Here is a 13224-nt window from a genome sequence, read left to right as displayed (position 1 = left end):
CTGGGTCAGGCGGTGAAGTTCCGCACGTACCGCTTCTGCCAGGGGGTCTCGACGGCACGCGGATCGTAGTGCGCACGCACGAAGTCGACGGCTTCCGCGGCAGGGACACCGTCGAGGACGGCCAGGCAGGCGAGTGCGGTACCGGTCCGTCCTCGTCCGCCTTCGCAGGCCAGTTCCACCCGGTCGGTCCCCGCCCGGTCCCAGGCTCCGGTGAGCAGGCGGCGGGCCTCGGCCCGGTTGGCGGGCAGGCGGAAGTCCGGCCAGCGCAACCAGGCAGCCTCCCAGGCGACTGCGGGCGGCTGCTTGCCGAGCAGGTAGATCGCGTACGTCGGAGTGGTCCCCGGCGGCATCGGACGGCGCAGCCCCCGGCCCCGGACCAGTCGCCCGGACGGCAGACGGAGCACGCCGGGATCAGCGACGTCCCAGGGCGCTGCGGTGTCAGGCTCGATCATGCGTTCACGTTAAGCGACGCCTCGGCTCTGTGGGGCTGCGATACGGCAGATTCCCTCGCCAGGAAGCCGCAGGCAGGGCACCCGCGCCGTCGGGACTCCTCTACCGGGGGAGTACGGCACGGATCGTCTTGCCGGTGACAGGTGCCGTCCCGGTCTCAGTGATGGCGGGCTGCCTCGGCGTGCACCGGGATCGCGGGTGACGGGCCCGCACGATCGTCACCTCCTGGGCCAGGAGCTGCACGAGGTGCCAGCCGAAGCCGCCGCTCCCGTCGTCGAGGTCGGGAGTGCGTTCGTGGGGGAGCTCCGGGCTGGGGTCGCCCACGGCGACGGTGAGGGTGTCGGGGGAGGCGGAGAAGGCGAGGGTGTAGCGGCCCCCGCCGTGCCGGACCGCATTGGTCACCAGCTCGGACACGACGAGAACGAGGGAATCGGCTGCGTCCGCAGCGGGGGCGGGGGAGAGGCCCTCGGTGAAGTCCCGCGCAGCCCTCCGTGCATGGGCGACGCCTTCGGTCCCCCAGCCGCGCGTCGGACCGGGCATGCGGTCGGACGGGGTCCGCACCGCCCCTGTACGCCAGGACATCCCCGAACGAGCGGGAAACGGATTCGTCGTCCCGGAGAAGCGCTGGGGGGACGCCTGCACTGCCCGCCGCCGGCCGCGCTCTTCGACGGTCTGCTGGACCAACTGCTCGCTGTTCATGCGCGTACGCCCCAATCCGTGATCGGTAGTACCGCCTTGAGGCAGGCGTATGCCCGGTCTATCGGCACTCAGTCGTCGCGGGAACATCCCTGAGGCGTTGCAGGTGCGAAATTCAGCTCGTACGAGTGACGGAGACGACATCCTGTACCAACGGGTGGAAGAGGCCCGGTCCCGCCCGGAGGACCGTCCCAGGAGCGGACTGGCAAGAAACCTCCGTACGACGGTTGAGTTTCCCAGTCCTTGAGTCCCTTGGTCCCTGTTGGTTTTGGATGCCCGGGAACTCCGCCCGTACAAAGAGAAAACCGCTTCTCAGCGCCACGGACGTCTCCCGACCCGACAGGATCTCACGCTGTCCTGGCCGGGCGTCGACTGGGCTGCCCCTGAGGGAGTCATCCGAACCGTGGCCGAAAATGCACCCTGGCTTTCCTGCCTGGGGCGGCGGCCCTTACCGGCCGCCGTGCTTCCTGATCCTCGGTTGCTGCTGCGTACGAAATTTCCTCCCGGCCGCGCGGACACCGGAGATCCATCCGGTCGACCCGACAGCCACGATCGGAGCCGGCCGAGGGACTGGAGACCGCGAGGAGGGTCCGAAGGGACTGAACGACCCAATGAGGAACACCCGTGCCCCCTTCGGTCGTGCGGCTCATTCCCGACTGGTCGGCAGGGTGCTCGGGACTGAACCCGGAGGGACGGACAAGTTCAGTCCCTTCGTTCAGTCCCTCGGTAAAAGCGCAGGTCAGAGCAGTCAGCCCAGTTCTGATCAAGGGACTGAGGGACTGAAGGGACTCAACTTCGCAGTATCCACCCCAATTGTGTGCGCGCGTGTATGCGGACGCGTGTAGTAGACAGGTATAAGCCTGAAGCGCTCATAACTAGAATTTTCAGTCCCTTCAGTCCCTTTCAGTCCCTGCCAGCGGCAGGCGCAACCCGCTGACCTGCAGGTTTACCGAGGGACTGAAGGGCGGGGACTGAACTTGTCCGTCCCCGCCCGTTCAGTCCCTGGCTTCACGGAGGCGCAGAAATGACCGACACTCGGACACGTGTGCGACATACGGTCTCGGGGCACCCGCCCGCCCCGCAGGAGTCGCCCGCCGCCCACGTGAACGGGCCCGGGAGGAAGACCGCCCACCCGCCGAGGGCTCAAAGGGACTCAAGGGACTGAAGAACTGATACAACGGCAGTTCCTCGCGGAGAATGCCCACCCTTGCGCTAGGCTCAGGAGCTCATAGGAAAGTTCAGTCCCTTCAGTCCCTCATACAGAAACCAATAGGGCGCTGACCAGCGCTTTCATTGACAGGGACTGAAAAGCACCAGAACGCACGACCTCTGACCCCGACAAGGACGACCGCGTGCCGCGCCACGGTGAGACCAGTACCCCAGTCCCTCCAGGGACTGTGCGGGCACACGACGTTGCCCGCTGGTGCGCAGGCAACGGCTGGCCGGTGCACCCGTTGGCTCCGGGCCGGAAGACGCCTGCCGCCAACTGCAACGCGTGCCGGGAAGTCGGCCACCAGACCCGGGACTGCCCCTGTATCCCCGCAGGACGGTGGTGCCACGGCTTCCGGGCCGCCACGACCAACGCGGCCCGGATCGACGACTGGTGGGGCGCGCACCCCACGATGGGTGTGGGCGTCGCCTGTGGCCCCGCAGGACTGGTCGTGCTCGACGTGGACGCGCACAGTGCCGAAGTGCCGCACCGGGACCGGCTCCTGCCGGGCATTCACATCGACCCGCGTGTCGACCTGACGGGACTGGCCTCCGGGTTCGACACGCTCGCCCTGCTCGCCGCCTACCGGGGCCACCAGGATCCGGCGAAGGACGAGACGACCCTGCGTGTGCGCACTCCCTCGGGAGGTCTGCACATCTGGTACCGGAACACCCGTCCCGAGACCCGTTTCCGCTCCTCCACCGGTTCGAGCCCCAAGGTGGCGCTGGCCTGGCAGGTCGACATCCGGGCGGACAACGGATACATCGTCGCGCCGACCAACCGGATCCCGCAGGGGACCTACGCCCCGGTCGGCGACGCCCGGATGCCGGCCCCGCTGCCGGACTGGCTCGCCGACGAGCTGACCCGCACCGGGCACGTCGTCCAGGTGCGCGCCCAGACCCCTGTCGCCACGCGCGTCCCCGGCGACGTACCGGCGCGCGAAACACCCGGGCAGCAGCCCCTCGAAGCTCTGAACCCCCCTCAGGCGCCTTCTGCGGCCTTTGGGGCCCATCTGCGCGGTCTACGTGCCCCCAGCGCCCCCAGGGCGGCACAGAGGCTTCTGGACCCTCTCCTGGCCGAGGTGGCGGCCTGTGCGGCGATTCCGGAGGGCGCGAGCTTCTCCGAAAAGCTCAACAGGGCCGCGTACACCGCGGGCGGTCTGGTGGCCGGCGGCCACTTCGCGGAACCGCAGGCACGTGAACTCCTGACCCAGGCGGCCCAGACGGCTCGCCCGCACCAGCCGCAGCGCAACTCCACCATCATCGACTCCGGCCTTGCCGCAGGTGCCATCCGACCGCTCCACCCCCAAGGACGCCCATGAGCAGCGCCGAGAGCATGAGCTTCGACGCCACTGCCGCCGCTCAGCAGATGCTCGAATTCCCGGTTCCCGAACCGGATTCGGACACCGCGACCGCCAGCACGCCCCTCCCCGGCCAGCCGGCGTCGGGCCCCGCCGGCGCGCCCGGGCCGCTCGCCGTGAACGAGTCGTACGACACGCTCGGACAGTTGCCGCACATGCTGACCGACCGGGGCAACGCCAAGCTGTTCGCCCAGTTGTACGGCGACCAGTTCCGCCACGTCGAGGGCCTCGGCTGGTACTCCTGGGACCAGTACCGCTGGAAGCGCACCGGCGGCGAGAAGGCCGCCCTGTGGGCTGCCGGAGACATGGCCGAACAGATGCCCGCGCAGGACCCGCGCGGCTTCTTCAGCGACCGCGAGCTCTACGCCCACCGCAAGCGCACCATGTCGACGCCCGGCATGAAGGCCCTGCTCACCCAGGCCAAGGCGTCTCCCGCGCTGACGCTCGACCCGGACGTCCTGGACGGCGACGCGTACGCGCTGTGCACCCCGGAAGGGGTCGTGGACCTGCACACCGGCGACATGCACAAGCCCGACCCGGTCAAGGACATGCACTCGCGGGCCACCAGCGTCGGCCCGCAGAACATGCCGACGCCGCGCTGGCACAAGTTCCTCCACGACACCTTCGGCGACGACGAGAAGGGACTGGAGACCATCCGGTTCCTGCACCTGCTGCTCGGCTACTCGATTACCGGGGACGTCGGCGCGCAGGTCCTGCCGTTCCTCTTCGGCGCGGGCGCCAACGGCAAGTCCGTGCTCCTCGACGTGATGATCCAGATCCTCGGCGACTACGCGGACGCCGCCCCGCCCGGCTTCCTGATGGAGAAGGGCAAGTTCTCCGAGCACTCCACCGAACTCACCGAACTGCACGGCCGGCGCATCATGGTCTGTTCCGAGCTCAAGCCCAACGACAAGTTCGACGAGTCCCGGGTCAAGCTGCTGACCGGCGGCGACCGCATCAAGGCCCGCCGGATGCGCCAGGACTACTTCTCGTTCGCACCCACCCACAAGCTGTGGCTGCTCGGCAACCACCGCCCCGAGGTCGGCACCGGCGGCCACGCCTTCTGGCGGCGCATCCGGCTCATCCCGTTCGAGCGCGTCGTGCCCAACAAGCACAAGATCGACAACCTGGCCTTCGAGCTCGTGCGCGACGAGGGGCCCGGCATCCTGCACTGGCTGATCGAGGGTGCGATGAGCTACCTGGAGACCCGGGACCCGCTCACGGGTCCTGATTCCGTACGTATGGCCACCGAGGCGTACGAGTCGACCGAGGACCACATCGGCCGATTCCTCAAGGAGTGCTGCGTCAAGAGTCCGCCCACCGCCAACGGGCCCGACCGCTCCTCCGACCTCCGGGTCGAGCAGGGAGTGCTGTACGCGGCTTACGGCACCTGGTGCAACGCCAGTGAGGGAATCCGGCCCGCGACCTCGCGTTCTTTCGCCAGCCGCATCCGTCAGGAACTCGGTCTCGCGTCGCCGAACGACATGATGAAGTCCAGCGGAAAGAAGTACTACCCGGGTCTGGGCCTGCTCACGGACGAGGAAGATCCGGCGGTCGCGGGGGCCGTTTCCGGTACTTCGAACGGCTTGGCAATCACATGACGCCCATTCGTGCACTGTGCCGTGACAGCGGGCAGCCTTACGATGGGTACCGAGCCTCCGGGCAGACGCACTCACGGGACCCGAAGACCGGACCCGGCCCGGAGCGAGAAAACAGAGGCCGGTGCGTGGCCGGACACAACGAGGAGGGGCTTCAGCCATGAGCTCGCTACTGAACGAGAGCGATCTCGCCCACGAGAATGCGGTGGTGTGGCTGGAGAGCCCCGACGACCTCGACTATGTGCGTCAGGCTCTCGACAAGACCCCGCGCCGCCGCGGCAAGCCGCGTTACGCCCGGGACGGCCGCCTCGTCGGCTACACCGAGCTCGACGAACACGCCGAGGCCGACCCCGACAGCGGACTGCACAAACGCCGGGTCTTCTTCCTGCTGCCGCACGACCGCGACACCGCCCCCGGCGGGTACTACGCGGAGGGCGCGCCCGGTGAGGCCGTCGATCCGCGCACGATCGATCCGCAGAAGGTCGGCGAGAAGACCCCGCGCTCGCAGCAGGGCGCGTCGGCCGCGGCCATAGCGATGCCCTGATACGCGAGCATGGCCCGATGTTCCGGGGTGTCGTGTCCCGGGAGCCGGCAGCGCGGGACGCGGACGGTCCCCGATGGGTGAAACTGGCCGCGTGACCTCAGCTCCGGTGCAGCCGCCGTTCCGTGACCGAGACCGTCCCGCGCTCGGGCGCGGCGTCTCCACCCTGATCCCGTCCGGCCCCGGAACGGCCGTGGACTCCGCCGCGGACCGCGCGCGGGCGGCTCTCGCGGGCGTGCGGACGGTACCGGTGCACGTCGGAGTGCTGGAGGCGGCGGTCGTGCTGCTGGAGGAGCGCGCGCGGATCAGCGAGGACGCGACGGAACGGGCGGCGGCCGCGGCGACGGTGGCGAAGCTGCGGGAAGCGATGGACGCCGCCGCCTCCTGAGGGGCGTGGCGGTCCGGGCGGCTAGGGATGTCCCAGCGGCCGGGGCTGTTCTAGTGCGCCGTGCAGGGCGGTGCGGACCGTGCGCGTGACGAATTCCTCGTCCAGCGGGAGCTGGCGGAAGGCGACACGCAGCCACGCGGCCCCGGCGAGCATGTCCATGAGGTGCATCAGAAGAGCCGGATCGGTGTCCGGGGCGAGCTCCCCGCGCGCGATCGCGCGATCGAGGATCGGCTGCTCCCTGGCCAGCCGGTCGGCGAAGAAGTTCCGGGCGTGGAGAGCGAGTTCGGGGCTCTGGGCGACGGCGCCGAGCGAGGCGATCGCGATGTTGGCGGTCGGCTGGGTGGTGAGCAGGGTGACGACGGAGTTCAGGACCGTCTCCAGGTCGCCCTGGAGCGAGCCCGTGTCGGGAAGCGGGAAGCCGAGCTGGGTGCTGTTGACGAGAGCCGCCCCGAGCAGCGCGCCCTTGGAGGGCCACCAGCGGTAGAGGGTCGTCTTGTTGACGCCGGCGCGCTCGGCGACGCCCTCGACGGTCAGGCCCTCGTACCCCTTGTCCTGAAGGAGGCCGAGGGTGGCGTCGAAGATCTCCTGGGACTTGCGGGGACCGCTGGTCCGCTTCACGGGCGCGCTCCCCACCCCGGAGGCGCGCGGCGGCTGTTGGGCGTTCATGGCTGCTGACACTAGCAAGGCGGGAAGTCCAAAAACAACGCAACGTAGCGTTGCTTTTGATGTTAGCTTGCCGCCATGACCTCCATCGGCTCAGTGCTGCCCGTCGTCTTCCTGCACGGTGTCCGCGTCAGCGGCACGATGTGGCATCCCGTCATGCGGGCCCTCGACGCGGGCCCCGCGCGCCGCCGGACGGCCGCTCCCGACCTGCCCGGTCACGGGCGACGGCGCGGGGAACGCTTCACCATGGACGGCGCCGTCGGCGCGGCGGCCGCGGCCATCGACGAACTCGGCGGCCGGGCCCTGCTCGTGGGGCTCTCGACCGGTGGGTACGTCTCCATCGCCACGGCGGCCCGGCATCCCGAGAAGGTGGCGGGCGTCCTGGCTCTCGGCTGTACGGCAAGACCTCGGGGCGTGTACGCCTCCCTCTTGCGTCGGCAGTTCCACCTCGGGGCCCGCCACCCCGAGACGGCCGAGCGGCTCAGCGTCCGGGGCTTCCGGCGCGTGCTGTCCGCGCCCGCGGCCGCCGCCATGAGCGCGGGCGGGCTGTCCTGCGAGGCCATGGGCGACGTGGCGGACGCCGTCACCGCCACGGATCCGGTCGCCCTGCTCGCCGACTACCCCGGCCCCGTCTGGCTGGTCAACGGTTCCCGGGACCCCTTCCGCGGTGACGAACGCGCCTTCCTGGCCGCCTGCCGCGACGGCCGCCTCGCGGTGTGGCCGGGCCTCGGACACCTCTCGACCCTGTCCGACCCGCAGGCGGTCGCCCGTACCGTGCAGGATCTGGCGGCCGTCGTGGAGCACCGGGGGTGCGCGGCCGGGCAGGGACCCGGCGCGCGACAGCACCGGGGCTTGTTCGCGGGGTGACGGTGGGCGAACATCGGGCGCGGTGGGCGCGTGGTGGACGCGGCCCTCGGACGGGGAGACGGCGTGGTGGAGTCAGGTGCGGGGCAAACGGGAACCGAACCGGCGGGTTCCCTGGACCCGGGGACGTCGGAGCAGTGCGTGACCGGAGTGAAGGCGGAGCTCGACCGGTTGATGGAGGTCTTCCTCGGCGCTTTCGACAACCGGGGCGGACGGCACGCGAACGTCGGCGTCGTGCGGGAGGTGTTCATTCCGGAAGGGATGATCATCAGCAACGTTGCTGGGCAGACCGTGATCTACGACCTGGACGGCTTCGTGGCGCCCCGGGAGAGGATCCTCAGCGACGGGACGCTGACGGAGTTCTCGGAGTGGGAGGTCGCCGAACGGACCGAGATCTTCGGGACGGTCGCCCACCGGTTCAGCGAGTACGGCAAGTCCGGCTTCCGCGACGGAGAGTGGTTCGAGGGGGCGGGCCGCAAGACGACCCAGTTCCTCAGGACGCCGGACGGCTGGCGGATGAGCTCGATGGCGTGGGACGACGTGCGGTAGGCGCGCCGGAACGGGCGGCGCTTCGGCGCCGGTGGGGGTGTCGCCGTCCGCGCACCGGGGGCCTCCGGGGCGTGCGGTCGGGGGCACGGCGTGCCGATATCGCTGGTCACGGGCGGTACGAGCGGGGCAGAATGCCGTTCCGTGAAAGAGAACGACAGCATTCGCATCACTTCGTTCGCCGAGCGCCCCGAACTGATCGGGCGAGCGTATGAAATCGCCGACACCTGGCCGGAGTTCACCGCGCACGAACCGGTCGTCAACGCGCTGCTCGGCCGGGTGGTCGAGGAGTTCCCGGAGTACTGCGTGGTCGCGACGGACGGGGACCGCGTCGTCGCGCGCGGGCTCAGCGTGCCGTTCAGCGCGGTGCTCGACGGCCGCGAGGAGATGCCGGACCGGGGCTGGGACCAGGTGCTGCTGTGGGCGTCCGAGGACCGGCGGTCCGGGAACCGGCCGACGGTCGCCAGCGCGCTGGAGATCACGATCGACGCCGACCACCTCGGCCGCGGGCTGTCGTACCGCATGCTGGACGCGATGCGCGGGGCGATCGGCCGGCAGGGGCACGACACCCTGCTCGCACCGGTGCGTCCCAATGCCAAGCACCTGCGGCCGACGGTGCCCCTGTCCTCGTACGTCCAGGACCTCCGCGAGGACGGACTGCCGGCCGACCCGTGGCTCAGGGTGCACGTCAAGGCGGGCGGCACGGTGCACAGGGTCGCGCCCGCGTCGATGACCGTGAGCGGCTCGTTGGCCCAGTGGCGGGAGTGGACCGGGCTGCCCTTCGAGGAGGACGGGGACGTGGAGGTTCCCGGGGCGCTCGTGCCCGTGCGGTGCTCGCTGGAACACGACCGGGCGGTGTACGTCGAACCGAACGTATGGGTGCGGCACCGGGTGACGCCGTCGGTCGCGTAGGAGCGCTGGCGGGCGTCACGGGCAGGCCGGAGGGGCGAGGGGCGGGATGCCGTCGGCGTACCACCGGTCGTCCGTCTGCGTGATCTGCCAGGTCAGACAGGTGGGGCGGCCGTCGGCAGCAGTGGTCCCCAGGTGGAGGAACTGTCCGCCGTCGGCGGTTCGCACAGTGGCCGGGGGACTCGTCGGGCCCGCACCGGTGAGACGTGCCAGGAGGGTCGTCGCGTAGTCGTCCCCGACCGTGTCCGGGGCGAAGAGACGCTGGAGGCGGTCGGCGTCCTGGTTGCGGACGGCCCGTGTGACGTCGGTGCTCAGCGCCGTGGCCGACGGGGAGCCCTCCGGGGGCTCGTGCGCGATGGCGACGCAGACCGCGGCGAGCCAGAGGACCAGCCCCAGCGGCAGGAGGAGCAGCACGGGTCTTTTCCGGGGGACTGCCGGGCGGGAGGCCAACGCGGCTGCTCCTTCGGGTGCGGGGAGGTGGCGGGCGGTATGCCGAGGGTGTCATGGGGCCGGGTGGCGCGGGGACGCGATCCGGCCAGGGCGCGGAGGGAGGGTTCGGATCAGGGCTTCGGGCGCAGGTGGGTGCGTTCGCCGTCGTGGTCGAGGATGCAGAGCATCTCCGCCGGGCCGTCGTACGCGCCGAACGCGTGCGGAATCATCGTCGAGAACTCGGCGGCCTCGCCGGCCTCGACCAGAATCGTCCGCTCGCCGAGCAGGAGCTCGACGGTGCCGGACAGCACGGTGAACCAGTCCTTGCCCGGGTGGACCCGCTGGGAGTCCGCGCTGCCGCGCGGGGCCGGCTGCGTGAGCCGCATCCTGGCCACGCTCATGCCCTGGGGGCCCGGCTCCCGGCTCAGGATCCACGTCGTCCGGCCGCGAGCCTCGTCGCGCTGCGGGCGGATCACCACGTCGTCGTCCGAGACCGTCTCCACGAGCTGGTCCAGGGAGGTGCCCAGCGCACGGGCGATCGGGGCGAGCTGGTCGAGGGCGATCCGGCGGTGGCCCGTCTCGATGCGGCTCAAGGTGGACGGGCTCAGATAGCAGCGGGCGGCGAGTTCGTCCAGGGACCAGCCCTTGGCCACGCGCAGGCCCCGGATTCTCTTGCGGACCAGGTTGTCGAGCTCTCCGTCTTGCGTCATGCGCAAGATTGTATGTCCAGTGCGCAAGGGCGGCGTACGGTCGGAAGTCGGAAGAGGAGCTGGAACGAGAGTCGGGAGCAGGACGATGGCGCAGCAGAACGAGGTTCCGGACAACCACGGGAAGGGGGCGGGGCACGGGCCCGGTGGGCTGCCGAGCCACGGTGCGGGGCACGAGCACTCGGCCGGGCACGGGCACTCGGCCGGGCACAGTCACGGTCACTCTGCCGGGCACGGCCATGAGCACTCTGCCGGGCACGGCCATGAGCACGGACACGGCGGGCATTCCGCGGCGGACGAGGCCGGGCTCGCCGAGGTCCTCGACCTCGACGCCGAGGTCCTGCACTCCTACCTCGCCGAGGTCATGGCCCTGCTGGCCGGCCTGACCGCGGCCACGCCGCCGCGCCGCATCCTGGACCTGGGTAGCGGCACCGGCACCGGCACCCTCGCGCTGCTCCAGCAGTTCACGGGTGCCGAAGTCACCGCCGTCGACCTCTCCGAGGAGATGCTGCGGCGCGTCACCGCCAAGGTGGGCGCGGCCGGGATCGCCGGGGACCGGCTCCGTACCGTACAAGCCGATCTGGACGCGGACTGGCCGGGCGGCCTCGGACCCGTCGATCTGGTGTGGGCCTCCGCGTCCCTCCACCACATGGCCGACCCCGACCGTGCCCTCGCCGAACTGCTGGCCGTGCTGCGGCCCGGCGGGCTGCTGGCCGTGGCGGAGATGGACGCGTCGCCGTTCCCGCGCTTCCTCTCCGCGGCGGCGGAGGCCGCGCTCGGGCGGCCGGGGCTGGAGGAGCGGCTGTACACCGCCGTTGCCGGGGAACACGCCGAGGCCGTACCGCACCTCGGCACCGACTGGGGTGCGCGGCTGGCGGCCGCCGGGTTCGCCGTCGAGTCGGAGCGGCGCTTCGACATCCGCCTGACCGCACCGCTGCCCGACGCGACGGGGCGGTACGCGCAGGCCACCTTGCGGCGGCTGCGGGACCGCCTCGTGGACCTGCTGGGTGCCGAGGACCGGGCCGCGCTCGCCGCGCTCCTCGACGAGGACGGTCCGCAGAGCATCCTGCGCCGCGACGACCTCACGGTCGTCACGTCGCGGACGCTGTGGGTGGCCCGCAGGCCGGAACAGCGGTAACGGCCCCGGCGCCGGAAGGACGGCGAACGCCCGCAGCGTCATGGCGCTGCGGGCGTCCGGTCGTTGCACGGGGGGACTTCGGTGCGGTACGAGGGCGGTGTCGGCCCAGGTCAGGCGCCGGCCAGCGTCAGCTTCACGGCGAACCCGAGGAACAGCACCCCGGCACCCGTGGTCGCCCCCGCCGACAGCCGCTTGCGGCGCCGGAAGGCCGTGGCGAGCCGGGTGCCGCTGAAGATCAGCGCGGTGAGGTAGAGGAAGCTCGCCAGTTGGGCGAGCACGCCGAGCAGGATGAAGGAGAGCGCGGGATAGGCGTAGGACGGGTCCACGAACTGCACGAAGAACGAGATGAAGAAGAGGATCGCCTTCGGGTTGAGGAGGCTGATCACGAGAGCGCGCCGGTACGGGCGCTCGACCGCGGTCGGGGCCTCGGCCGCCGGGGCCACGGCGTCGGTGTTCTCGTGCCGGGTGCGCCACATCGACCACGCGGCCCGCATCATGCCGATCGCGAGCCAGGTCAGGTAGGCCGCTCCCGCGTATTTCACGATGCCGAACAGGAGCGCGTTCGCCTGGAGCAGGGACGCGACGCCGGCGGCGGAGAGCACCATCAGTACGGCGTCGCCGCACCAGACGCCCGCGGCGGCTCTGTACCCGGAGCGGACGCCCCGGCGAGCCGCGACGGACAGTACGTACAGCGAATTCGGTCCCGGCAGCAGAACTATCAGGACGAGACCCATGAGGTAGGTCGGGAGATCGGTTACACCCAGCATGGGGGGAGTGTCACATGCGCACGCCCTGTCCTGCTCCGCCTTTTCGCATACCGGAAGCGGGCCGGTCCGGGGGCCGTCTGGACGCCCTGGGCCGGGACGCGCCCGTCCGAGGTTCCGGAGGGCTTCGGCCTGGCGGTGCACCGGCAGCGGTGTCAGGCGGAGGCGGGTGAGGGCGTCAGTTCGCGCTCGTAACAAAGGGAGGTGCTCAGACCCTCGTACGGCCCGAAGTTCGGGATCCGGCGATATCCGCGACGGGTGTAAAAGCGGACGGCGTCCGGCTGGGCGAGGCCGGTCTCCAGCCGCAAACGGGTCCAGCCCCGGGCCCGCGCCCAGTCCTCCAGCGCCGCCAGGACCAGGGGCGCGACGCCCGCGCCGCGCTGGTCCGGGGTCACGTACATGCGCTTGACCTCGCCGGTGCCAGCGCCGATGTCGCGCAGCCCGCCGCAGCCGACGGCGGTGCCGTCCTCGGTGCGGGCGACGACGAAGACCGCGATGTCGTCCGCCGACGGAGGCGTGCCCGGTTCGCTGTCCGGGGTCCCGTAGCGTTCGGCGATCTCCGCGCGCTGCCGGGCGCGGAGGGCGGTGGCGTCGGGGTCGTCCCAGCCGACTTGCTCGATCCGTGTGGGCCTTGTGGGCTTCGCGGGTCCCGTCGGCGTCAGGGGCTTCGTGGTCGTCATGGGCGTGCATTGTGCCCGGGACATGTTTCGGGGAGGTTCCGGGGCTTCTCCGGTGCCGTTGGCCGTTGCCTTGACGCCGGGGTCAACGTTTAGCGTCGTCCTCATGCGCATCGGTGAGCTGGCGGAGCGGGCCGGGGTCAGCACCCGGACCCTGCGGTACTACGAGGCGGGGGGGGGGGGGGCCCCGCCCCCCGCGGGGCAACGGTTACCCCGGTTACGGGGCGCCCACCAGGCGGGGGGGGTGGCGATAACGAACCTGCAAGTCGGAGGGTTGGGGTTGG

General features: G+C 71.0%; 16 protein-coding genes. 9 read left to right on the top strand and 7 right to left on the bottom strand.

Annotated features, from left to right (window positions below):
- Positions 1–5: 5 nt before the first annotated feature.
- Together ACIP93_RS30170 and ACIP93_RS30165 are read right to left on the bottom strand one after the other, a co-directional pair.
- On the bottom strand, positions 6–452 hold the full coding sequence (locus ACIP93_RS30170) for a protein phosphatase (RefSeq protein WP_401763732.1): 447 nt from the start codon (positions 450–452) through the stop codon (positions 6–8).
- A gap of 100 nt (positions 453–552) precedes the next feature.
- Positions 553–990: an ATP-binding protein gene (locus tag ACIP93_RS30165; RefSeq protein ID WP_380836887.1), complete on the bottom strand. Its 438-nt coding sequence runs from the start codon at positions 988–990 to the stop codon at positions 553–555.
- Positions 991–2543: 1553 nt separating this feature from the next.
- On the opposite strand from ACIP93_RS30165, the gene ACIP93_RS30160 reads away from it, so the two are divergent.
- The 4 genes from ACIP93_RS30160 to ACIP93_RS30145 all read left to right on the top strand — a co-directional run bounded on the left by ACIP93_RS30160 (position 2544) and on the right by ACIP93_RS30145 (position 6243).
- Entirely contained in the window at positions 2544–3677 is a 1134-nt protein-coding gene (locus ACIP93_RS30160; RefSeq protein ID WP_401763729.1) for a bifunctional DNA primase/polymerase, read from the top strand.
- Entirely contained in the window at positions 3674–5317 is a 1644-nt protein-coding gene (locus ACIP93_RS30155; protein WP_401763726.1) for a phage/plasmid primase, P4 family, read from the top strand. The genes ACIP93_RS30160 and ACIP93_RS30155 overlap by 4 nt, the downstream gene beginning before the upstream one ends.
- 157 nt (positions 5318–5474) lie before the next feature.
- Complete coding sequence (locus ACIP93_RS30150; RefSeq protein WP_189823634.1) at positions 5475–5858, top strand: DUF6009 family protein; 384 nt, start codon at positions 5475–5477, stop codon at positions 5856–5858.
- A 91-nt stretch (positions 5859–5949) separates the two neighbouring features.
- Entirely contained in the window at positions 5950–6243 is a 294-nt protein-coding gene (locus ACIP93_RS30145) for a hypothetical protein (RefSeq protein WP_401763723.1), read from the top strand.
- A gap of 21 nt (positions 6244–6264) precedes the next feature.
- Here ACIP93_RS30145 and ACIP93_RS30140 read toward each other — a convergent pair whose 3' ends face one another.
- Positions 6265–6909 (bottom strand): TetR/AcrR family transcriptional regulator, encoded by a 645-nt coding sequence (locus ACIP93_RS30140; protein WP_401763720.1) that lies wholly within the window; start codon positions 6907–6909, stop codon positions 6265–6267.
- Between the two features lie 75 nt (positions 6910–6984).
- Here ACIP93_RS30140 and ACIP93_RS30135 point away from each other — a divergent pair, with 75 nt between their 5' ends.
- From ACIP93_RS30135 to ACIP93_RS30125, 3 genes are all read left to right on the top strand, one after another.
- Complete coding sequence (locus tag ACIP93_RS30135) at positions 6985–7773, top strand: alpha/beta fold hydrolase (protein WP_401763717.1); 789 nt, start codon at positions 6985–6987, stop codon at positions 7771–7773.
- A 138-nt stretch (positions 7774–7911) separates the two neighbouring features.
- Positions 7912–8319 carry a DUF4440 domain-containing protein gene (locus ACIP93_RS30130; RefSeq protein WP_345227630.1) on the top strand — a complete coding sequence of 136 codons (408 nt, stop codon included), beginning with the start codon at positions 7912–7914 and terminating at the stop codon, positions 8317–8319.
- A gap of 141 nt (positions 8320–8460) precedes the next feature.
- Positions 8461–9228, top strand: a complete 768-nt coding sequence (locus ACIP93_RS30125; protein ID WP_401763714.1) for an N-acetyltransferase — start codon at positions 8461–8463, stop codon at positions 9226–9228.
- A gap of 15 nt (positions 9229–9243) precedes the next feature.
- Here ACIP93_RS30125 and ACIP93_RS30120 read toward each other — a convergent pair whose 3' ends face one another.
- Both ACIP93_RS30120 and ACIP93_RS30115 read right to left on the bottom strand, forming a co-directional pair.
- Entirely contained in the window at positions 9244–9639 is a 396-nt protein-coding gene (locus tag ACIP93_RS30120) for a hypothetical protein (RefSeq protein ID WP_401763711.1), read from the bottom strand.
- 146 nt (positions 9640–9785) lie between these two features.
- On the bottom strand, positions 9786–10364 hold the full coding sequence (locus tag ACIP93_RS30115; protein ID WP_401763708.1) for a helix-turn-helix domain-containing protein: 579 nt from the start codon (positions 10362–10364) through the stop codon (positions 9786–9788).
- A gap of 85 nt (positions 10365–10449) precedes the next feature.
- Here ACIP93_RS30115 and ACIP93_RS30110 point away from each other — a divergent pair, with 85 nt between their 5' ends.
- Positions 10450–11499 (top strand): methyltransferase domain-containing protein, encoded by a 1050-nt coding sequence (locus ACIP93_RS30110; RefSeq protein ID WP_401763705.1) that lies wholly within the window; start codon positions 10450–10452, stop codon positions 11497–11499.
- A 110-nt stretch (positions 11500–11609) separates the two neighbouring features.
- On the opposite strand, the gene leuE is transcribed toward ACIP93_RS30110, so the two are convergent.
- Together leuE and ACIP93_RS30100 are read right to left on the bottom strand one after the other, a co-directional pair.
- The gene (gene leuE, locus ACIP93_RS30105) at positions 11610–12266 is read right to left on the bottom strand and encodes a leucine efflux protein LeuE (RefSeq protein WP_345227620.1); all 657 of its coding nucleotides are present in this window, start codon (positions 12264–12266) and stop codon (positions 11610–11612) included.
- 152 nt (positions 12267–12418) lie between these two features.
- Positions 12419–12943 (bottom strand): GNAT family N-acetyltransferase, encoded by a 525-nt coding sequence (locus ACIP93_RS30100; protein ID WP_401763702.1) that lies wholly within the window; start codon positions 12941–12943, stop codon positions 12419–12421.
- Between the two features lie 103 nt (positions 12944–13046).
- On the opposite strand from ACIP93_RS30100, the gene ACIP93_RS30095 reads away from it, so the two are divergent.
- On the top strand, positions 13047–13224 hold a 178-nt coding region (locus ACIP93_RS30095; protein WP_401764081.1), incomplete at its 3' end, for a MerR family DNA-binding transcriptional regulator.

It is taken from the genome of Streptomyces sp. NPDC088745 (assembly GCF_044751045.1).
GTDB classification, from domain to species: domain Bacteria; phylum Actinomycetota; class Actinomycetes; order Streptomycetales; family Streptomycetaceae; genus Streptomyces; species Streptomyces cremeus.
Note: the sequence above shows the minus strand (reverse complement) of the source record. Positions and strands in the feature narration are given on the sequence as shown.

Excerpts from the sequence above, each read along its gene's own strand:
- ACIP93_RS30135 (WP_401763717.1), top strand. The coding sequence starts at position 6,985 with ATGACCTCCATCGGCTCAGTGCTGCCCGTCGTCTTCCTGCACGGTGTC.
- ACIP93_RS30100 (WP_401763702.1), bottom strand. The coding sequence starts at position 12,943 with ATGACGACCACGAAGCCCCTGACGCCGACGGGACCCGCGAAGCCCACA.
- ACIP93_RS30150 (WP_189823634.1), top strand. The coding sequence starts at position 5,475 with ATGAGCTCGCTACTGAACGAGAGCGATCTCGCCCACGAGAATGCGGTG.
- ACIP93_RS30165 (WP_380836887.1), bottom strand. The coding sequence starts at position 990 with ATGCCCGGTCCGACGCGCGGCTGGGGGACCGAAGGCGTCGCCCATGCA.
- ACIP93_RS30170 (WP_401763732.1), bottom strand. The coding sequence starts at position 452 with ATGATCGAGCCTGACACCGCAGCGCCCTGGGACGTCGCTGATCCCGGC.
- leuE (WP_345227620.1), bottom strand. The coding sequence starts at position 12,266 with ATGCTGGGTGTAACCGATCTCCCGACCTACCTCATGGGTCTCGTCCTG.
- ACIP93_RS30110 (WP_401763705.1), top strand. The coding sequence starts at position 10,450 with ATGGCGCAGCAGAACGAGGTTCCGGACAACCACGGGAAGGGGGCGGGG.
- ACIP93_RS30140 (WP_401763720.1), bottom strand. The coding sequence starts at position 6,909 with ATGAACGCCCAACAGCCGCCGCGCGCCTCCGGGGTGGGGAGCGCGCCC.
- ACIP93_RS30155 (WP_401763726.1), top strand. The coding sequence starts at position 3,674 with ATGAGCAGCGCCGAGAGCATGAGCTTCGACGCCACTGCCGCCGCTCAG.
- ACIP93_RS30115 (WP_401763708.1), bottom strand. The coding sequence starts at position 10,364 with ATGACGCAAGACGGAGAGCTCGACAACCTGGTCCGCAAGAGAATCCGG.